The sequence below is a fragment of the Streptomyces phaeolivaceus genome (genome assembly GCF_009184865.1).
Classification (GTDB): Bacteria; Actinomycetota; Actinomycetes; order Streptomycetales; family Streptomycetaceae; genus Streptomyces; species Streptomyces phaeolivaceus.
The window spans coordinates 1,907,968-1,928,265 of record NZ_CP045096.1; the positions used below are offsets into that span (position 1 = coordinate 1,907,968).

A 20,298-nucleotide genomic window follows, 5' to 3' on the forward strand; every position below is an offset into this window, starting at 1 on the left:
CGCCCGTCCCTCCTCCCACACCACCGGACATGCGGGTCACGCATCCGGCGGTTCACCAAGCTGGTCTCAACCGTTGCCAGGTCGGCTTGAGCATCTTCAGGCCCAGGTCGTCCCAGTAGGAGATGGGCAGTGCCCTGTCCAGAACAGGTGACTTCGCGACCCGCCAGTAGCCTTTGCTGCTGGCCGCCCATTCCCGAGCATCACGCTCACCGATCCCGAGCGCCCGCAGGTTACGACGTCTGGTCGCGTACCGTTTCCATTCCTTCCAGCGGATCTGCCGCATCCTGCGACGGAACCACTTGTCCAGCTCCTGGAACACCTTGGGAGTGTCCGCGAGCTGGAAGTAGCCCATCCAGCCTGTGGTGAAGCGGTTGATCTGCGCGATGCGGTCAGCCATCGCAACGCTCCACCGGCGCGAGGTCAGCTCCTTGAGCCGAACCTTCAGGCGTTCGACCGCCTTCGGGTCGACCCGGACCCTGACCTTCCCACCCCGGACAAAGTAGAAGCCGAACCCCAGCATCGTCATGACGGAAGCTGGGACCACCTTCGACTTCACCCGGTTGACCTTCAGTTTCAGCCGCTGCTCGACCACGGCCGTGACCGAGTCGAGCACCCTCTGAGCAGCCCGCCTGCTCCGCACGAAGATCCGCAGATCGTCGGCGTAACGTGCGAACCGGTGACCGCGCCTGAACAGTTCCCGGTCCAGGTCGTCGAGCATGATGTTCGACAGGACGGGCGAGAGCGGGGAGCCCTGCGGGGTCCCCTCCCTGCCCGGCGTCTTCACGCCGTCCACCATGACCCCGGCTTCCAGATACCTGCGAACCAGCTTCAGGACCCTGCGGTCAGTGACCTTGCGCGCGACCCGTGCCATCAGGACATCGTGCTGGACCCGGTCGAAGAACCGGTCCAGATCAAGGTCCACGACCCACCGGTTGCCGTCCTCGATGGCACGCCGCGCGACCCTGACCGCCTGATGGGCGGACCGGCCGGGACGGAACCCGAAGGACGACCCCGAAAAACCAGGATCGAAAATGGGCACGAGCACCTGCGCGACGGCCTGCTGGATCAAGCGGTCCAGCACCCGCGGCACCCCCAGCATCCGCTCACCGCCGCCAGGCTTCGGGATGATCACCTGACGGACCGGCGCCGGCCGGTAGATGCCCGCATCGAGTTCGGCCCGGACCTCGGGCCAGTGCACCGCGATCCACGGCCTGAGTTCGGCCGTGGTCATACCGTCCACCCCGGGAGCACCCCGGTTCACCTCGACACGGTTGAGCGCCGCGAGCAGGTTCTCCTTCGAGAGCATCAACTCCCAAAGCGAGGAACGCTGTTCGCGGTGAACGTCCTCCGTGGAGTGCGCCGACCGGCCACTACGCTCCGCCGTGGGCTCCGCCGGATGCACCGGCTCCTCCCCCCGCGGCACCGCCGAAGCAGTGTTGCTGCGGTCCCTGTGACCAGCACGAGCAACCACCACATCACCCGTTCCACTCGATGTTCAGCCCTTCCCAGCCACCGTGCCCATCCCGGCTGGTACTACGGCCTCTGCTGACTTCTGCCCGGTCAGCCCGCACCTTCCAGCACGGACCGTCGGCGCGGCGACATCTTCAGCACAACCGACACCCGGACAGATCTCCCCAGGTAAGAACGATCACTGTCCCTGGATCCCCGCCGCGTCTACGCACTGGCCTTCTTGGCAGTGACGGGCTTCACCTTCGCGTGCAGGCTCACCCGACCAGTACGCCTCATACACGGTTCGTGTTCCTCGGTACCCAGGTCTCGCCTCGGGCTTCCTCCAGACCCCACCTCACGATGACGCCCTTGCCTCCGGCTCGGGGTTAGCACCACCTCTTCCCCCAGAGGACTTCCACCCCCAAGCAACCGCCCATGCTGGGCGCACACGCGGCGCGGGGCCGCCGTAGAGATCTACGACGGCCCCGCGCGAGGCCGGGATCGAGGGGTCGCGGCTCAGTGCGCGCCGGTGCCGGTGAGGGAGCGGACCTCCAGCTCGGCGTACTTGGCCTCGTCGGGCTTCTCCTTGGACAGGACGGTGCCGAGGAAGCCCATCAGGAAGCCGAACGGGATGGAGATGATGCCCGGGTTCTTCAGCGGGAACCAGGCGAAGTCGACGTCCGGGAACATCGCCTTCGGGTCGCCGGAGACGACGGGCGAGAACAGCACCAGGCCGACGGCGACGATCAGACCGCCGTAGATCGACCACAGCGCGCCCTGGGTGGTGAACCTCTTCCAGAACAGGCTGTACAGGATCGTCGGCAGGTTGGCGGAGGCCGCGACCGCGAAGGCGAGCGCGACCAGGCCGGCCACGTTCAGGTCGCGGGCGAGGGCGCCGAGGCCGATGGAGACGATGCCGATGGCGACGGTCGCCCAGCGGGCCGCGCGGACCTCCTCGGCGCCGGAGGCCTGTCCCTTGCGGATGACGTTGGCGTAGATGTCGTGGGCGAAGGACGACGACGAGGCGAGGGTGAGGCCGGCGACCACGGCGAGGATCGTCGCGAAGGCCACGGCCGAGATCGTGGCGAGCAGGATCGCGCCCCAGGCCGAGTCGACACCGCCCAGATGCAGGGCGAGCAGTGGGGCCGCCGTGTTGCCGGACGGGTTGGAGGCGATGATCTCGTCCTGGGAGATCAGCGCGGCGGCGCCGAAGCCGAGGGCGATGGTCATCAGGTAGAAGCCGCCGATGATGCCGATGGCCCAGTTCACGGACTTACGGGCGGCCTTGGCGTTGGGCACCGTGTAGAAGCGGATCAGGATGTGCGGCAGACCGGCGGTGCCGAGGACCAGGGCGATGCCGAGGGAGATGAAGTCCAGCTTGGAGGTGCCGGTCGCGCCGTACTGGAGGCCGGGCTCCAGGAAGGCGGCGCCCTTGCCGCTGTTCTCGGCGGCGGTGCCGAGCAGATCGGAGATGTTGAAGTTGAACTTCAGCAGCACCAGGAACGTAATGAGGAGCGTGCCGCCGATCAGGAGCACGGCCTTCACCATCTGGACCCAGGTGGTGCCCTTCATCCCGCCGATGGAGACATAGACGATCATCAGGATGCCGACGAGGGCGACGATGAGGATCTTGCCCGCGTCGGAGGTGATGCCGAGGAGCAGCGAGACGAGGACGCCCGCGCCCGCCATCTGGGCCAGCAGGTAGAAGATCGACACGACGATCGTGGACGTACCGGCGGCGGTGCGGACGGGGCGCTGGCGCATGCGGTAGGCGAGGACGTCGCCCATGGTGTAGCGGCCGGAGTTCCGCAGCGGCTCGGCGACCAGCAGGAGGGCTACCAGCCAGGCGACGAGGAAGCCGATGGAGTAGAGGAATCCGTCGTAGCCGAAGAGGGCGATGGCGCCCGCGATGCCGAGGAACGAGGCGGCGGACATGTAGTCGCCGGAGACCGCGAGGCCGTTCTGGAAGGCGCTGAACTGGCGTCCGCCGGCGTAGAAGTCGGCGGCGTCCTTGGTCTGGCGGCCGGCCCAGATGGTGATGCCGAGGGTGGCGAGGACGAACAGCCCGAACAGGGTGATGATCAGCGGCCGGTGCTCGCTGGCCTCGTTCGCGGCGAGGAATGTCTGCTGTACGGGGCTCATGCGCCGCCCTCCATCCGGGACTTGATCGCCTCGGCCTTGGGGTCGAGCTTCGCGGCGGCGTGCCGCGAGTACCACCAGGCGATGAGGAACGTGGTGACGAACTGGGCGACGCCGAAGACGAAGGCGACGTTGATGTTGCCGAAGAGCTTGGTGCCCATGAAGTCGCCCGCGTAGTTGGAGAGCAGGACGTACAGCAGGTACCAGGCGATGAAGGCCACGGTCAGCGGGAAGGCGAACGAGCGGTAGGAGCGTCGCAGTTCGGCGAACTCGGCGCTCTCATGGACTGCGGAGAACTCCTCGGGGGAGGGGAGGTGATGTTCGGCCTTCGCGGGGGGCGGTGCGTCGGTTGCCACGGAGTCTCCTCGCGTCTGAGCCGCGGTCGCGACGGTGGAGGGCGGCTTCTCCGCCGTCGGATCGGGGGACGGACTGGGTACGGACATGGGTCGGCTCTGTTCCTTCGGTGACGGGTGCACGATCGTGCTCGGGCTCCCTGCTCAACGTCACGGCGGCGCGCGAGGACCGGTTCAACCGTGCGTGTTTCTTTCGAAAACCGATTCGGAAGTGCTGTGCAGGCCGATGTGGAAGTGGCCGGGAAGTGCGGTGACTTCGAGGGTTACCCCTCTACTTCGGCCTCCCGCCCATGAAGTCGTTGCTGGCCGGCGACGACCAGGGATAGCTTCGGGCTGCACCACCAACGTCATGTACCTGCCCAGGGACCCATGTGTCCCGGGCCGGTTTCTTTGAGGATGATGTGGAGATCCCATGGCTCATCTGCGCTCCAGGCGACAGCTCGCACTCGCCGTGCCGGTCGTCCTGTCGCTGACCGCCTCGCTCGGTTTCCTGCCGGGTGTCGCCTCGGCGGCCCCGCTCGCGCAGTCCACCGTCGCGACCGCGGAGGGCCCGAACCTCTCGTACGTCGTGAACACGAAGACGAACAAGCGCACGATCGCCGCCGTGCAGAAGGCGATAGCCGAGGCCGGCGGCAAGATAGTCATCACGTACGACGAGATCGGCGTGATCGTGGTCCACTCGACCGACCCGGCGTTCGGTGCCACGATCCGCGCCGTGCGCGGGGTGGAGTCCGCCGGTGCCACCCGGACCTCGCCGCTGACCCCCGCCGGTACGACGGACCTGGGTGCCGTCGACTACCTGACGGACGCGGAGGCCGCGAAGGTGAAGGCCGCCTCGGCGGACATCCCCGACGCCGAGCCGCTCGAAGCGGACCAGTGGGACCTGCGGGCGATCGGCGCCGACAAGGCCGCCAAGATCAACGACGGCAGCGACAAGGTCACGGTCGCCGTGATCGACACGGGCGTCGACGACACCCACCCGGACCTCGCGCCGAACTTCTCCAAGTCCCAGTCCGCCAACTGCAACGGCGGTGTCGCGGACACCAGCGAGGGCGCCTGGCGGCCGTACACCCCGCAGGACTACCACGGCACCCACGTCGCCGGTGAGATAGCCGCGGCCCGCAACGGCATCGGTGTCGCCGGTGTCGCGCCGGGTGTGAAGGTCTCCAGCATCAATGTGACCGACCGCGCCAGCGGCCTGTTCTACGCGGAGAGCGTCGTCTGCGCGTTCGTCTTCGCCGCCGACCGCGGTGTGGAGATCACGAACAACAGCTACTACGTGGACCCGTGGCTCTACAACTGTGTCGACGACCCCGACCAGGAAGCCATCGTCGACGCGGTGAACCGGGCGCAGAAGTACGCCACGAAGAAGGGCACCCTGCACCTGGCCTCGGCCGGCAACTCCAACCACGACCTCGCCTCCGACGCGATCCTGGACGCGTCCAGCCCGAACGACACCACCCCGGTCGAGCGCACCATCGACCCGAGCGAGTGCTTCGACGTGCCGACCCAGCTGGAGGGCATCGTCACGGTCAGCGCGACCGGCGTGAAGAACGAGAAGTCGTACTACTCCACGTACGGCAACGGAGTCATCGACATCGCGGCGCCGGGCGGCGACGCCCGCTACCAGATCCCGGACACGCCGTCGAAGAACGGCCGCATCCTGTCCACCATGCCGAACGGCGAGTACGGCTTCCTCCAGGGCACGTCGATGGCGTCGCCGCACGCCGCCGGTGTCGCCGCGCTGCTGAAGTCCACGCACCCGGGGGCGAACCCGGGCCGGCTGCAGCGGCTGCTGAAGGCCGAGGCGGACAAGTTCGCCTGCCCGACGTCGTACGACCAGAACGGCGACGGTGTCCAGGACGCGGTCTGCGAGGGCACCCCGAGCGTGAACGGCTTCTACGGGTTCGGCATCGTCAACGCCCTGAAGGCCGTCGAGAAGTAACCGGGCAGGGGTGGTGCACCCCGTTCTCGTCGTCGTTCGTAGGACGTTCTCGTAGGACGTTCTCGTAGGACGGTGAAGGGCCGGGCGGTGTCACACCGTCCGGCCCTTTCGTTGCACAGTCCCGTCATGACTGAGACGGAAGACGCGAAGGAAGACGCGAAGGAAGACGCGTGGGCGGCGCTCGGCGGCGATCCCGCCCTGCTGGCGAGGGTTTCCACCGTCGTACGGGACGGGGTGCTCGACGCCCGGCTGCCGGTACGGGAGCTGGCACGGGCGTGTGTCGGGGTGTGCGCGCTGGCGGCGGCCGAGCTGGGGGCGCGGCGGGCCGGGCTCGCGGAGGTGCCCCGGGTGCGGGTGGACGACGGGGCGGTCGGCACGGCGTTCGTGAGCGAACGGCATCTGCTGATCGACGGGCGGGCGCCGGTGACCTTCGCACCGCTGTCACGGTTCTGGCGGACGGCGGACGGGTGGGTGCGGACGCACGCCAACTATCCGCATCACCGGAAGCGGTTGCTGTCCGCGCTGGGGGTGTCCACCGCCGACGTGCCCGCCGTGGAGTCGGCGCTCGCCGAGCGGTCCGCCCTGGAGGTCGAGGAGGCGGTGTACGCGGCCGGTGGTCTGGCCGTGGCGCTGCGGACGCCCGGGGAATGGGCCGCGCACGAACAGGCGCGGGTGGCGGCCGGGCCGCTGGTCGAGCACCGGCGGCCGGACACCGCGTACACGCGCGTGCTCGCACCCTCGGCCGAGGGGCCGCTGTCGCCCGCCGCCGGGGTACGCGTCCTGGATCTGACCCGGGTCATCGCGGGCCCGGTCGCCACCCGCACGCTCGCCCTGCTGGGCGCGGACGTGCTGCGGCTCGATCCGCCGGGGATGCCCGAGATCCTCGACCAGCACGCCGACACGGGCTTCGGGAAGCGGTCGGCGACGCTCGATCTGGCCGCCGACCCCGGGGCCTTCGAGGCGCTGCTCGCCGAGGCGGACGTCGTCGTCACCGGGTACCGGCCCGGCGCGCTGGACCGGTTCGGGCTGTCGCCCGAGGCACTGGTGGAACGGCGCCCCGGGCTGATCGTGGCGCAGCTCTCGGCCTGGGGCGCGGACGGGCCGTGGGCCGGGCGGCGGGGGTTCGACAGTCTGGTGCAGGTGGCGACGGGGATCGCGGCGGTCGAGGGCACGGCGGAGCGGCCGGGCGCGCTGCCCGCGCAGGCGCTCGACCACGGGACGGGGTATCTGCTGGCGGCGGCGGTGCTGCGGGCGCTCACCGAGCGGCTGGACGGGGGCGGCGGTCGCGTCGTCCGGCTGTCGCTCGCGCGGACGGCGGCCTGGCTGACGGGCGGGATCGACCGCGACCCGGGCGAGGGCGAGGCTCCCGGCGCGCCGGACGCGTGGCTCGCCGAGCGGGACAGCCCGCTCGGGCGGCTGCGGTACGCGCTGCCGCCGGTGTCCTTCGAGGGCGGGCCGGACGACTGGGCCCGGCCACCGGGGCGTTGGGGTGCGGACGAGGCGCGCTGGCGTTGAGTCACCGGGGCTCCTGAGCCGTACGTATGGGTGGAATGTCGAACTGCCAGTTGGTTTCCGGCACTTGCCCAGGTCTGGTGCGACTGGTGAACTTTTCGGGGTGAGCCGGACGCGACGGACGACGGAGGAGACGGACGCGAGCGCGGGGACAGGAGCGGGGGCGGAGGCCGATGAGTCCGGGCGGAGGCCCGGGCAGCCGCCGAGGGGTGGGGGTGGGATCGGCCGGGCCGTCGTCGTGCTCGTCCTGGTGGCCGTGGGCGCGCTGATGCCCCTGTTCGGGCCGCGCGTCGCGCTGGACGGTACGGGTGAGGCCGGGGCGCCCGGGGCCGGTGGGATCGCCCTGCTGCGGGCGGTGCTGCTGGCCGCGCTGTGCGTACCGGTGGGCGAGTTGTTCGTGACGTGGCTGGCGCGGTGGGTGCCGGGGGCGCCCGGGGTGGCGCCGCGCGGTTGGGCGGCGGGGGCGGCCGGGGCCGGGTTCGTGGCCTCGCTGGGGCTGGCCTCGGTCGTCGCCACGGGCAATCTGGTGCCGGACTCCCCCGCCGACCTGGACGTGGGCGGCCTCTACGAGACCCGGGACGGCAGACTCGCCCTCCTGGAGGTCAACGCCTTCGCGGCGGCCGGGCTGCTCGCGCTCTCCCGCCGCCCGGCGGCCCAGGTGCTGCCGCTGGCCGCGATCGTGGTCGCGGAGGCGCTGCGCGCCCATCCCACCGCGGAGGACGGACCGCTCGTCGGCACCGGTCTGACCGTGGTGCACCTGACGTGCGCGGCGCTGTGGGCGGGCGGGCTGCTCCACGTCCTGCGGACGCTGGGCACGCGCGCGTGGCGCTCGTCGGGGGCGGGTGCCGCGTTGCTGGGCCTCTACGCGCGCGTGGCCGCCGTTCTGCTCGCCGCGATCACCGCCACCGGGGTGTGGAGCACGCTGCGCCGGATGCCGCCCGGCACGGTCCTGGACCAGCTCACGGAGACGGCGTACGGCCGTGCCCTGCTCGCCAAGGTGCTCCTCGTGGCCGCCGTCGCCGCCCTCGCCCTCTGGGCCCGGCTGCGGCTGCGGCTGCGGCGCACGACCGGCGACCCGCTCGACGCCTGCGCGCCCGCCCGTGCGGAGGTGGTGGTGCTGGGCGCGGTCGTCGCGGTGTCGGCGCTGCTGACGGCGTTGCCGGTGCCGATCCGGTGGTGAGGGTGAGGGGTGCGGTTGGGGGGTGAGGGTGAGGGGTGAGGGTGAGGGGTGTCAGGCCGTGTTCGTGGATGCCTCGTCGTGGGCCGGGGTGGGCGCGGGCCGGCGCGGGCCGGGGGTTTCGCGAGCGCCGAGGACTCCCCGGACCAGCAGGTACTGGGCCGCCAGATAGGTGAGCATGATCCACAGGTCGGGGCGGGGCGGCTGCGGCCACTCGGCGACGCCGGTCGCGATGAGCAGGTCCGACACCATGAAGAGAGCGCCGCCGAGGCCCACGGCGAGCCCCAGCCGGGTGGCGGACCAGGCCATCGCGGTCAGCAGGGCGCTGTACGCGGCGACGGGGAGCCGTAGGTCCGGGGGCAGTCCGGGCCACAGGCTCGCGACGGCGGCGGCCAGGGCGAGGGCGTACCCGATGCCGTACGTGAGCCGCCCGCGCTCCCCGGACCTCCCGAAGAGCACGAGGTAGCAGATGTGGCCCGCCGCGAAGGAGGCCATCCCGGCGAGGAAGGCCGGCTCGGCGTCGGAGAGGAGCAGTACGTCGCCGCCCCAGCCGAACAGCAGTGCGGCGAGCAGCGGTCGGGGCGCGCCGCGTGTGTACGCGTAGGCCGCGAGCAGGGGCATCAGCAAGGGCTTGGCGACGCCGTGCCCCTCGGAGAACCCGAAGGCGAGGGAGCCGAGGTCGACGGCGGCGGCCACCCCGAAGGCGAGGAGGAGGGCGGAGCCCCTGTCCGGCCTCACGCGGCGGTCTCCGTGGTCGGGGCGGTGGTGTCGTGCTCGGCGGTGATCGGGGCGGTGGTGTCGTGCTCGGCGGTTTCCGCCGGCCGGGTGGGCTGCCAGCCGGGGCCGCCGAAGACCCGGCCCGCCCGCTCGCCCCATCCGTTCGCCCTCCTCAAGTCCTTGGCGATGGCGGCGTACTCGTGGGTGGCGACCCGCAGCGGGTTGTAGGTGTCGATGTTCTTCGTCAGCCCGTACACCGGCCGTTCGGTCTCCTCGACGAACGAGCCGAAGAGCCGGTCCCAGACGATGAGGATGCCGCCGAAGTTGCGGTCCAGATAGCCCCCTTGGGAAGCGTGGTGGACACGGTGGTGCGAGGGCGTGTTGAACACGAACTCGAACGCGCGCGGCAGCTTGCCGATCCGCTCGGTGTGGATCCAGAACTGGTAGACGAGGTTGGCGGAGGAGCAGAAGGCGAGCGCGGCCGGGTGCACGCCGAGGGCGATGAGCGGGACGTAGAACGGCCATACGGTCCAGGTGGTCCAGGGCTGGCGCAGGGCGGTGGTCAGGTTGAACTTGCGGCTGGAGTGGTGGACGACATGGCAGGCCCAGAGGATCCGGATCACGTGGTGGCCGCGGTGCGACCAGTAGTAGAAGAAGTCCTGCGCGAGCAGCATCAGCGGGATCGTCCACCACAGGACGGGGACGCGCAGCGGGGTCAGCTCGTGGATCGCCGTGTAGATCGCGACGATCGGGATCTTCCAGAGGAAGTCGAAGGCGAGACTCCCGAGCCCCATGCCGACGCTCGTCGCGGCGTCCTTCGTCTCGTACCCCGCGGCATCGTCGTCCGGATGGATCCGGACACTGATCACCTCGATCACGGTGAGCAGCACGAAGGCGGGTATCGACCACAGCACGACATCGGGCAGGTTCGGCATGGGGGCACGGTAGAACCGCTGGTCGGCGGGGGCCAGACGTTGTTACTGACAAGTATTTCCGGTGGTACGCGCTTGCTTCTTGGCGTTCTCCACCAACACCCCGGCCGAGTGGGCCGCTCAGCAGCGGTCCACCGGTGTGACGGAGGTTATGCGGGCCGCCGGGATCGAGCGCAGCGCACCCCTCTTGCCGACCTTGATGGTCACCGCGCGCCGATCGCTCATCACCAGCTCCCCGCAGCGCGTTTCCCCTCCGGCGCTCACCAGGACGTGCGCCCGCGCGGGCTGTACCGCGGCCGGGTCGTCGGCGGGCACCACCCAGGAGACGGCCACGGCGGCGACGATCAGGCACAGCCCGGTCACCGAGCGTCGGCGCGCCGAGGTCAGGGCATTCTGAGTGCGCTCGACCTCGTCCAGGACGGCGGCGAAGAGCAGGTCGCCGCTCAGCCAGGTCCGCTCCCCCAGCTGCCCGTGCGCGGCCCGGACCGCGCGCAGCGCCCCCGAGAGCAGCAGCAGGAACGCCAGGACCAGCAGCGCCGCCGTGGTCCAGCGCCAGAGGTCGGGCATCCCCGCCACGCTCTCGCGTCCCTTGAGCACGAAGACCGCGCCCACCAGCCCGGTGAGCCCGGTCAGGCCGTTGCGCCACCCTTCCGCCTGACGTCGCACGGTGCCGAGCTGGTCGTACTGCAGCTGCTGTCCGAGCTGCGCGAACCGCTTCCGCGTCAGGTCGGTCATGCGGTCGGCCCGGAGGAGGGATCGGGGGTGGGGGTAGGGGCAGGGGTGGGGGCGGATCCCACCGGTACCGGTACGTCCCAGAATGCCCCGCAGCCCGTGTCGGGGGACTCGGGGGGCCGTTCCGCGTGGGGGTAGCCGCACTGGCAGTACACGGGGATGCTTCCGGTCAGCGGCTCGGGCCGGCCACGGTCGCGGGTCCACCATCTCTTCGACGGCCCCAACACCCCGTAGGCGACCCTGAAAACGGCTGTCGCCCTGCATGTCGGACACGGTCCCGTCACCGTGTACCAGCGCCCGTCGTCGGACCGTACGACCGTGAAGGTGTCCCCCGCCGCGATCACGGTCTCGTGCTCGCGGAACTCGGTGGCTTGGTGTGCGGGCATGGAACAGGGCTCCTTACTCGGCTTGCTCGGCGTCGGACCGGTAGTACTCGGGTTCCGGCGTCGGGGCCGGTTCCGCCGGGTATTCCTGCGGCAGTTCGAGGCCGAAGAACGCGGCGTACAGGCCGAGTCTTTCGTGCACCCAGCGGGTGGGCCGTTCCAACTCCCTGGCGAGCAGGGCGATACGGTCCGGAGTGACCAGTCCGGTCAGCGCCGGCGCGCTTCCCGTGCAGTACTCGGTGAGCAGGATCAGGTCCCGCCAGGTCGGGACGGTGTCGAACTCCGGGCGGTCCACGACCAGTTCCACGCCGAACGGCCGGTACAGCGCGATGCGGTCCCAGGCCTGGTCGACGCGCCAGCCGAAGCGCGCGGCGACGCGTAGTACTTCGAGGGGGCCGACGGGGGCCTCCCCCAGGAGATCCTGCGCCAGGAACGCCTCGTCGTGCGCGGTGGGACGGTGATCACGCCATGCGTCACCATGGCCCGAGTCGCGCGGCTCGGTCCACAACGCGCCCAGTGGGGCGTACTGGTTCAGCCGGGCGATGCTCTCGCCGAGGGTTCCCTCGGAGGCACGGGCATGGGTCACGAGGCGTTTCGCGGTCGGCGACAGCCAGAGGGCGTCCGGTCGCGGATTCACGAGTTCGCAACAGGCGTTGATGTCCGCATCGGTAGGACGGGCCGCGGCCACGGCCGGGTCGAGCTCCCCCTCCAGGGATGTGGTGTCGATACCGAAAAGGGGCCCGAGGGACATGAGGCGAGTGCGGGCCTCACCGACGGACGTGTGGGCGTGCGACGCGATCAAGAAGAGGTAGACGTGTCCGATTCCGTCCCGGACGGCGGTGCTGATCGCTTGCCCGATCTGGTAGGGGACCACGCCGACCCGGGAGCCCGTGAGCGGAAGGAAGCGCCAATCGCCGTCGGACAGACAGCGCCAGCGATGCACGAGGTGTGGCGACTCACTCTCCACCAGGCCAAGGACCACGAGTTCCTCAAGGGCCTCGTTCACCTCCGCCTCGCCCTCCTGAACCCTGCACACCGCCGCTGCCGTGTAGGCCAGGGGCACGGGATAGGTCACTGTGGATGTTTCAAGGGCGGATTCCCAGCTGACCAACACTCCGCCCACCAGATCACTTTCGAGTCGGGTGAAGGTCCGATCAGCCAGGTCACCGATGTCCGGAACACGCAGGTTCCGTCTGGCGAACAACTCGGTGTAGCGCTCGACCACCGCGGCGACGGGCAAGGACAACACACCTGAGGCCTGCGCGAGATGACAGAGAGTCAGATCCACATCATTTTTGAGCCAGGACAGCCCGAAGACCCGCTGGAACTCGATTCTCTCCTCACTTGTCACGACAAAGTCAGGGTGCTCCTTGGAGAACGCGGGCTCGTCGGTTGCGGACGAATCGTCCGGGGGCAGGCCGAGCCACTGGTACCGCTGGAGCACTTCCTCGTATTCGCGCCGACTCGGGCGGGCCGTCGGGGAACGTTCTTGAGCAGGAGCGAGGTCGGGGTGCCAGGACAGTACGAAGGTCTCGCGCGACGTGGCGATCAGATCGGCGGGGGGTTCCGCCGCCGCCTCCGGCACGTGCAAGGCGAATCCGGCGGCCGCGTAGCGACGGGCCCTTCCCATGGCCTCGCCCACGGGCAACTTCAGCTCCGCGCTGAACCGGCGGAGTGTGTCCGTCGCTGTCTCCTCCCGTGCGAAGACGACAGGGGAGAGAAGTCCGTCGGCATAGCCCGTTCCCAGCAGGAGCCGCCGGTCCAGCGCGTCAAGGGCCATACGGTGCGTGGAGTCGAGGTCGGAGAGCGCGGGGAGCGTCAGTCCTGTGATGGCATAGCGCCGCAGTCGCCGCAACACCGTGCCGAGAGTGAGCGTCTCCCCCGGCAACGCGGCCAGAGCCGCTTCTCTCACCTGGGCGATGGAGTCGTTGGGGCCCCGTCCGCTGATCTGTGTCTGCCAGGGCTGCGGCTCCGGATAACCCTCGACCGCGTCCGGTTCCGGCAGCGAGGGTCCAGCCCTCCGCAACGGGATGCGCCCGGACCGAAGGACAGCGACGCGCCAGGCCACGATGGAGTCTATGGAGTAGAACCCTGCGAGAGTCGAGTTCACCTGGTCGTGGGTGAGTGTCACCAGAAGCGCGTCCAGGGGAAGGCAACCGACTGCGCGGAGTCGGACGACGGTGGTCCTGTTCCAGCCGAGTTGGCTGGTGACGTGAGCGTCGGCGGCCAGCAGCCGTTCCGTCAGACGCGCGGCGGCAATGGGGTGATGCCGGGCGAAGGCCCAGAGCCACTCCAGGGTCAGCCATTCGGGCGGCCGGAATTCCTCACCGGCCTCGTAGATGCGGTCGTCGACCCAGGTCCGGTCATAGGCCAGTAGATCGTTCCTGTTAGTGCTGATGTCGGGTGAGTGGGTCTCCCGCAGGTCCAGCACCAGGCCGAAGGGATGTCCGCCCAGTCCGTGCCAGTCAAGGGGGGCCTCATCACGCCCGTACGGCCGGCCTCTGTGCCCCTCCGCCTCCAGCCACGCGCGGGCACTACCCACGCCCGGGTGAAGCATCCCCTCCGGGTTCACCCGCACACCATCTGCCAGCAGACATCCCAACCCCTCGACGAACCAGGCGTCCGGGCCCGCCGGCAGCGGTCGGGTGTGATCGCCGAAGTAGTAGAGCGCCTTCTCCTCCCAGGTACGGGTGGTCTCCCCGTTCCGCTCCACTCGCATGGTGAAGCCCGAGCGCCAGATGTGGGTGCCGAGTTGCTCGGCCACGTCCACGTCGTCGGCCTGGAGGTAGAGCCGTACTCTGGTGCCGCCTCCGGGCTGTGCGTCCTCGCTTCTGCGGATCCTGAAGAGGCTGCCGCTGGACGCGATGTCCACCCGCAGTCCGCCGCCGGTCTCCGCGCGCCCGTACTCGTCGGTGGCGCGGGTCCAGATGCTGATCTCGTCGGCGAGCATGAAATAGCTGAAGACGCCGATGCCGAAACGGCTGTTGGGGTAGATCCTCAGGTTCGGGTCCGCCCGGCGCCACGCGGCCTGCTCCCGGCGGTACTCACGGGACTGCTCGAAGCGGCGGCCGGCCCGGGAGAAGGTGCCGTGCAGGGTCTCGTGTCCCATGCCGACGCCGTTGTCCTCGCACTCGACGTAGGGCCGGCCCTGCTCGTCGGTGCCCTGGCGGAAGACGATCTCGCCAGACCAGGTGTGCGGGATGGTCCGGGCGGCCTCACCGTAGGAGAGCCGGGCCTGTCGGTAGCGGCAGGCGTCCAGCGCGTTCTGGTAGAGCTCGCGCAGGGCGAGCGCGCGGTCGCCGTAGAGGCGGGTGCCCATGAGGAGTTCACGCATCTCGTCCTCGGCGAGACCGAAGCGCATCAGCGGCACTCCATAGGCGTCGCCCTTGGTCAGCACGTCGTACTGGGGGCGCAGTCTGCGGCAGGTGACCCGGTCGGGCAGATGGGCCAGGAGGTCGGTGGGCCCGCTCGGGACGATGTGCTGCCGGATGTTCTGGACCGCGTCGTCGGCCCACTTCGTCAAGGTCTCCAGACCCGCGTGGACCGCCGGATGCGGGCAGGCGAGATCCAGGTCGAGTTCCTCGCCGCGCAGACCACGGACCCAGTGCGACTGCCGTACGGCTTCGACGGCCTGGGACGGGTGCAGGCCGTCCGTGATGCCGACGTTGTCGACCAGGACACCGGGGAGCTGACGCAGATCCACTCCGAGCAGGCCCGCGACGCCGATCAGCCAGGACAGCTCGCGGGGGCGCCAGCGCTCCGACGTACCGTCCGGGCGGACAACCTCGTCCAGGCGCCAGCGGGAGTCGACCGGTATCCGCTCCCCCTGGAAGGGCTGGCTGGGCACCACGGCGGTCTGGCGGCAGACGCGCACCAGTTCGTCGGTGAGCTCCCCGATCCGGGCCGGTGTCGCGGAGGCCCCGATGATCACCTTCGCGAGAGGGGCGAGGAGTTGGGGTGCGTAGGCGTCCAACAGCTCTTCCTTGGCGCCCACATGCCGGTGCAGGAGCCAGGCCGCGACGGCCTCGGCGTCCTCCTCGCGCTCGCGCCCGGCCAACTCCCGCCCCTTGCGCCGGAGCAGGGAGTGCGCCGCGAACGTGTGCTCCAGATCGACCCGTTCCGGTTCCCTGCCCGCGTCGCCGGTGGCCGGATCGAGCTGGAAGGGGTCGACGGCGGCCATGTCCTTGATCCCCATGGCGTACACCGCCTCCCGTACGAAGGGGGCGGCGGCCAGCGCCGCGAACTCGCCGCCGTCGAGGAGAGGCCCGCCCCGGGTCTGTGAGGGGGCGAGCAGGGGCCGCAGACCCCGCGTCAGCACCCGTACGGGGTAGTCGTCGTCCGCCCAGGGGTCGGGCACCCCGGCCAGGGCGCCCGCGCGCCACTTCGCGCACTCTCCGGTCAACCGGACCAGCGCCGCCTGGAGTTCCTCACGGCGCCGGTCGTCGCAGGCGACGGCTTCCCACAGTTCCGGGTCACGGACCGCGACCGTCCACTCCTCCTGGAGGGTGCGTCCGGCGCAGAGCTCCACCTCGTGGACGGGGACGGGGCCGGTCGGCGGGTAGTGCGGCCGTGGCGTCTGCTTCTGCCGGGCCGCACGGGCGAACTCCGCCGTCCTGCGGGTGGTGTGGGCGACGACCTCGGCGAACGTGCGCGGCGAGGTGTCGACGTGCAGCGCGTCCGCGAGCGCGCGGGAGAAATGGCTGCCGAGTTCCTCGTCGGTTCCACAGGTCTGCCCGGAGTCGCAGCCGAACAGGACGGCGACCCGCTCCAGCCCGGCCGGGAACGTCGTCCCCCGGCCGCCGGAGGACGGGCCGCCGGCGCCGTCGCGGCAGGCGTCGACGGTGAGCAGCACCGCGTCGGCACGGCAGCCCTTCAACAGCTTGACCAGGTCGAGCGGGATGAGGCTGTCGACGTCGACCTCGGGGGGTGTGGTCCCCCAGGTCAACTGGGCGTCCGTGGGCACGAGATGATCCGCGCCGGCCACCGACAGACCGTGCCCGGTGAAGTGGACGAGTACGGTGGCGTCCTCCGGTGCCGTGGCGCAGACCCGGCTGACGGCGCTGAGGATCCGTGAGCGCCCGGCGGATTCGCTCGCGGTCGCTCCTATGACTTCGACGCTGTAGCCGGAGGAGCGCAGTGCCGTGCTCATCAACTCGACGTCGCGACCGATGGTGTCCGTCAGATCCGCGAAACGGTCGGAGAGTTCGTACTGCGGGACCGCCACGATCAGCGCACGCCTGTTCTCCCCCATACCCCGTGACCCCGTACCTCTCGTCCGGCCCCTGCGCGACACAGGTCAGAATGGCACAGAGGGGGTTTTCTGACATCCTGTTGGGAACGTTCTCGATGCCGGGGTGAGGGCGTGCCGGCCCGGCGCCACGGTCCGAGGCCGACTGTGTCAGTCCCGGCCCGTATCCTCATGGACCATGCTCGAAGACCACACGACCGCAGCGTCGCAAGCGCCTTGGCCGGCCGGGTATCCGCAGGGGTACGCGGTCGTGGACGTGGAGACGACCGGGCTGGCCCGGGACGACCGGATAATCTCGGCGGCCGTGTACAGACTGGACGCGCGGGGCGAGGTCGAGGACCACTGGTACACGTTGGTCAATCCTGAGCGCGATCCGGGACCGGTGTGGATCCACGGGCTGACGAGTGAGGTGCTCGAAGGGGCGCCCCTCTTCAAGGAGATCGCGGAGGAGTTCGCGTCCCGGCTCGCGGACCGCGTCCTCGTCGCGCACAACGCGGTGTTCGACTGGTCGATGATCGCCCGGGAGTACGCGCGCGCGGAGACCGAGGCGCCGGTGCGGCAGCGGCTGTGCACGATCGCGCTGTCGAAGGAACTGGCGTTGCCGCTGCCCAACCACAAGCTGGAGTCGCTGGCGGCGCACTTCGGGGTCGTGCAGCAGCGTGCGCACCACGCGTTGGACGACGCGCGGGTGCTGGCGGAGGCGTTCCGGCCGAGTCTGCGGGTCGCCGCGGCGAGCGGTGTACGGCTGCCGCTGCACGAGTGCCGGCCGCTGACCGAGTGGCGGGACGGCCCCGCCGCGCCCCGGATCGGGCAGCAGGCGGGGCACGGCGGTGGCTATGGGGGCGGCTACGGCTCGTATCGGCCCACCAGTTGGCGGCCCTCGCGGAAGCGGCCCGCGTGCCCGTATCCCAACCCGGGGCGGTACGAGGACGGCAAGCCGCTCAAGCAGGGGATGCGGGTCGCCTTCTCCGGGGACACGTCGATCGAACGGGATCTGCTGGAGGACCGCGCGATCGAGGCCGGGCTGCATGTCGCGACGAGTCTGTCCCGGGTGACGAGTCTGCTGGTGACCAACGACCCGGACTCGAACACGTCGAAGGTGGTCAAGGCCCGGCAGTACGGAACACCGGTAGTGGACGAGGCGGGGTTCGGGCAGTTGCTCCGCGATGTGGAGCCCGCGGACGAGTGAGGGGGCGGGCGCGCGGCGGGAGGTGTGAGCGGCTGGTGAGTCGTTCTGGGTGATTGGCACGCGACTCGCCCGGCACCCTCTCGCCCGCACCGTGCCGACGGCTCACCCTGTGGCGCATGGCGAGATGCGAAGTTTGCGGCAATGACTACGGAATGACCTTCGAGGTCCACGCGCAGGGCGCGGTGCACGTCTTCGACTGCTTCTCCTGCGCGATCCACCGCATGGCCCCCATCTGCGAGCACTGCCGGGTGCAGATCATCGGCCAGGGCGTCGAGGTCGAGGGCCACTGGTACTGCGGCGCCCACTGCGCACGGGCCGAGGGGAAGGTGGGGATCGTCGACAAAGTCGGAGGTGACGCGTGACCGCCTCGGCCGAATCGTCGTTGCCCGTGCCGCCGTGGCAGCGCGAGAGATCTTGTCCCCGCCGATGCGGGGGCGGCCCGCGGTAGACCCCACGCCCGTACAAGTCGGTTGCGTGCTCTCCGCGTCCGCGGAGGTGACCGCCCCCGGTGGGACCCTCCCGCCGGGGGCCGAATCGCGCGAGGTACGGTCAGTGGGTGTACCGCTTCCTGTTGTCCCGGCAGTGGGTGATCCTCACTCTGCTCGCGCTCGTCCTGGTCCCGACCATGGTCAGGCTGGGTGTTTGGCAGATGCATCGGTATGAGGAGCGCAGCGCGCGGAATCAGCTCGTCGCCGACGCGATGGCCGCGAAGCCGGTGCCCGTGGAGGGGCTGACGTCCCCCGGGCACACCGTCACCAGCGCCGAGCGCTACCGCACGGTGACCGCGAAGGGGCACTTCGACACCGATGACGAGGTCGTCGTACGCCGTCGGGTCAACGCCGACGACGAGGTCGGCTTCCACGTCCTGACCCCGTTCGTGCTCGACGACGGCAAGGTGCTGCTCGTCAACCGGGGCTGGATCCCCGCGGACGGCCCGAGTCAGACCGCGTTCCCCGAGGTCCCCGCGCCGCCCGGCGGCGAGGTCACCGTCACCGGGCGGCTGATGCCCGACGAGACGACCGAGGCCAGCGGTATCAAGGATCTCCAGGGCCTGCCGGACCGGCAGATCATGCTGATCGACAGCGAGCGGGAGGCGGACCGCCTCGGCGTCCAGGTGCTCGGCGGCTATCTCGCGCAGACGGCGCCCGAGCCCAAGGGCGACACCCCGGAACAGCTCGACAGCCCCGGCAACGAGAACGCCGCGCTGAACTACGCCTACGCCCTTCAGTGGTGGCTCTTCGCCCTCGGAGTCCCCGTCGGTTACGTCATCCTCGTCCGCCGTGAGCGCCGCGACCGCGCGGAGGCGGAGGCCACCGCGCAGGCGGAGGAAGAAGACGAGAAGGAGACGGCGGCCTCTCCGGCCTAGTCCGGTCAGACGGCCTCACTACCGGTCAGACGGCCTCGCTATCGGCCGCGGTCCGCCGTCGATCGGTCCCGCCAGTACGCGAACGTGCGTTCCGGCTCGGGAAGCAGGTTCCAGGGGTGGCGTGTCATATGGCGGCCGAGGCGTCGGAAGACGGGGGCCGCCTCGGCCGGGCGGTGGGCGCGGGTCAGGGCGAAGGCGAGGATGTTGAGGTCGGTGACGGCTTCGGCGTGCGGTGCGGTGTCGGCGTCGAACCAGGCCTTGAGCGCGAGGTCGATCTCGTGGACGGCGCGGGGCTCGTTCCAGTTGCCGCCGCCCGAGCCGAGGGCGTCGAGGGGTGTCGTCTCCTGACGGTGGGCCATGAGTTCGACGCGGGCCGCCACGGGGAGCAGGGCGAGCGGGGAGCCGTGCGGTGCGCGGGCGGCGGCCTGCCAGGCGAAGTCCATCATGTCGGGGACCGTGCCGTGGCCGCGCGGGGACAGATGGCGCAGGAGCCGGTGGTACGAGGTCCGGAGCCAGGGAGCCCGGTTGACGGCCTCGGTCCAGACGGGGACCGCGTCCTTGACGGGTACGGCGCAGGTGTACATCAGGGACAGCAGGGCCAGCCAGGGTGTGGGGTCCTCCGGGCAGGCCTCGGCGGCGCGGAGGCAGATGTGTTCGGCGTGGCGGACCGCGCCGTGGTCGGTGGCGGGGGTGCGGTGCGACGCGACGAAGGCGCGCAGGGTGAGGGCGTCGCCGTCGGTCGGGCGGTCGGTGGTCCAGCGTTGCGGGACGGCGGTGGGGAGGTGCTCCGCCAGGACGGTCAGGCGGTGGGCTCGGCGGTCCCAGTCCCGGCCGGTGGTGCGCAGGAGGGTGGCGACCGGTTCCCATGGGGGGCGGGTGCGGCCCGCGCCGAGGCCGTGGAGCTGTTGGGTGGGGCGGAGTTCGTCGAGGGTTCTGCGCAGTGCGTCGTCGTCGAGTTCGGGGCGGATCAGGAGGGCGGGGCGGCGTATCGGCATCTCTGGATCCGGGTCGGGGGTGGGGTGGAGTGGGGTGGGGTGGGGTGTGTTGTCGGGTGCGGGTCGGTGGGGCTTCTCGCGCAGTTCCCCGCGCCCCTGAAAAGCCGGGGCTGCGCGACCAGCCCCCACTCGCCCGCACCCGACAACACACCCGGGCCGGA

General features: G+C 70.5%; 15 protein-coding genes. 6 read left to right on the plus strand and 9 right to left on the minus strand.

The features are described 5' to 3' along the window. Nucleotides 1–52: 52 nt before the first annotated feature. The 3 genes from ltrA to F9278_RS09030 all read right to left on the minus strand — a co-directional run bounded on the left by ltrA (nucleotide 53) and on the right by F9278_RS09030 (nucleotide 3,944). Nucleotides 53–1,306, minus strand: coding sequence for a group II intron reverse transcriptase/maturase (ltrA, locus tag F9278_RS09020; protein ID WP_152167255.1), 1,254 nt, complete (start codon nucleotides 1,304–1,306; stop codon nucleotides 53–55). Nucleotides 1,307–1,965: 659 nt separating this feature from the next. After that, on the minus strand, nucleotides 1,966–3,591 hold the full coding sequence (locus F9278_RS09025) for a solute symporter family protein (RefSeq protein ID WP_152167828.1): 1,626 nt from the start codon (nucleotides 3,589–3,591) through the stop codon (nucleotides 1,966–1,968). Then, the gene (locus F9278_RS09030) at nucleotides 3,588–3,944 is read right to left on the minus strand and encodes a DUF485 domain-containing protein (RefSeq protein WP_152167829.1); all 357 of its coding nucleotides are present in this window, start codon (nucleotides 3,942–3,944) and stop codon (nucleotides 3,588–3,590) included. Before F9278_RS09030 ends, F9278_RS09025 begins: the two co-directional genes overlap by 4 nt. A 409-nt stretch (nucleotides 3,945–4,353) precedes the next feature. On the opposite strand from F9278_RS09030, the gene F9278_RS09035 reads away from it, so the two are divergent. The 3 genes from F9278_RS09035 (at nucleotide 4,354) to F9278_RS09045 (ending at nucleotide 8,578) form a co-directional block, all read left to right on the plus strand. Beyond that, the gene (locus F9278_RS09035; RefSeq protein ID WP_152167830.1) at nucleotides 4,354–5,886 is read left to right on the plus strand and encodes a S8 family serine peptidase; all 1,533 of its coding nucleotides are present in this window, start codon (nucleotides 4,354–4,356) and stop codon (nucleotides 5,884–5,886) included. A 126-nt stretch (nucleotides 5,887–6,012) separates the two neighbouring features. Beyond that, on the plus strand, nucleotides 6,013–7,401 hold the full coding sequence (locus F9278_RS09040; RefSeq protein WP_152167831.1) for a CoA transferase: 1,389 nt from the start codon (nucleotides 6,013–6,015) through the stop codon (nucleotides 7,399–7,401). 100 nt (nucleotides 7,402–7,501) lie between these two features. Beyond that, nucleotides 7,502–8,578: a CopD family protein gene (locus tag F9278_RS09045; protein WP_404818865.1), complete on the plus strand. Its 1,077-nt coding sequence runs from the start codon at nucleotides 7,502–7,504 to the stop codon at nucleotides 8,576–8,578. Between the two features lie 51 nt (nucleotides 8,579–8,629). Here the strand turns inward: F9278_RS09045 and F9278_RS09050 are convergent, their stop codons facing one another. From F9278_RS09050 to F9278_RS09070, 5 genes are all read right to left on the minus strand, one after another. Then, on the minus strand, nucleotides 8,630–9,313 hold the full coding sequence (locus F9278_RS09050; protein ID WP_226966676.1) for a lysoplasmalogenase: 684 nt from the start codon (nucleotides 9,311–9,313) through the stop codon (nucleotides 8,630–8,632). Then, entirely contained in the window at nucleotides 9,310–10,227 is a 918-nt protein-coding gene (locus F9278_RS09055) for a sterol desaturase family protein (protein WP_226966677.1), read from the minus strand. Before F9278_RS09055 ends, F9278_RS09050 begins: the two co-directional genes overlap by 4 nt. Nucleotides 10,228–10,344: 117 nt before the next feature. Then, the gene (locus F9278_RS09060) at nucleotides 10,345–10,959 is read right to left on the minus strand and encodes a hypothetical protein (protein WP_152167833.1); all 615 of its coding nucleotides are present in this window, start codon (nucleotides 10,957–10,959) and stop codon (nucleotides 10,345–10,347) included. After that, complete coding sequence (locus F9278_RS09065) at nucleotides 10,956–11,342, minus strand: hypothetical protein (protein WP_152167834.1); 387 nt, start codon at nucleotides 11,340–11,342, stop codon at nucleotides 10,956–10,958. Before F9278_RS09065 ends, F9278_RS09060 begins: the two co-directional genes overlap by 4 nt. A gap of 13 nt (nucleotides 11,343–11,355) precedes the next feature. Next, on the minus strand, nucleotides 11,356–16,590 hold the full coding sequence (locus F9278_RS09070) for an HD domain-containing protein (RefSeq protein WP_152167835.1): 5,235 nt from the start codon (nucleotides 16,588–16,590) through the stop codon (nucleotides 11,356–11,358). Nucleotides 16,591–16,765: 175 nt separating this feature from the next. Here F9278_RS09070 and F9278_RS09075 point away from each other — a divergent pair, with 175 nt between their 5' ends. The 3 genes from F9278_RS09075 to F9278_RS09085 all read left to right on the plus strand — a co-directional run bounded on the left by F9278_RS09075 (nucleotide 16,766) and on the right by F9278_RS09085 (nucleotide 19,142). Then, complete coding sequence (locus F9278_RS09075; RefSeq protein ID WP_152167836.1) at nucleotides 16,766–17,776, plus strand: DEDDh family exonuclease; 1,011 nt, start codon at nucleotides 16,766–16,768, stop codon at nucleotides 17,774–17,776. 116 nt (nucleotides 17,777–17,892) lie between these two features. Further along, on the plus strand, nucleotides 17,893–18,138 hold the full coding sequence (locus F9278_RS09080) for a hypothetical protein (RefSeq protein WP_152167837.1): 246 nt from the start codon (nucleotides 17,893–17,895) through the stop codon (nucleotides 18,136–18,138). 194 nt (nucleotides 18,139–18,332) lie between these two features. Next, nucleotides 18,333–19,142, plus strand: a complete 810-nt coding sequence (locus F9278_RS09085) for an SURF1 family cytochrome oxidase biogenesis protein (protein WP_152167838.1) — start codon at nucleotides 18,333–18,335, stop codon at nucleotides 19,140–19,142. Between the two features lie 38 nt (nucleotides 19,143–19,180). On the opposite strand, the gene F9278_RS09090 is transcribed toward F9278_RS09085, so the two are convergent. Continuing rightward, complete coding sequence (locus tag F9278_RS09090) at nucleotides 19,181–20,137, minus strand: hypothetical protein (RefSeq protein WP_152167839.1); 957 nt, start codon at nucleotides 20,135–20,137, stop codon at nucleotides 19,181–19,183. Between the last annotated feature and the right edge of the window lie 161 nt (nucleotides 20,138–20,298).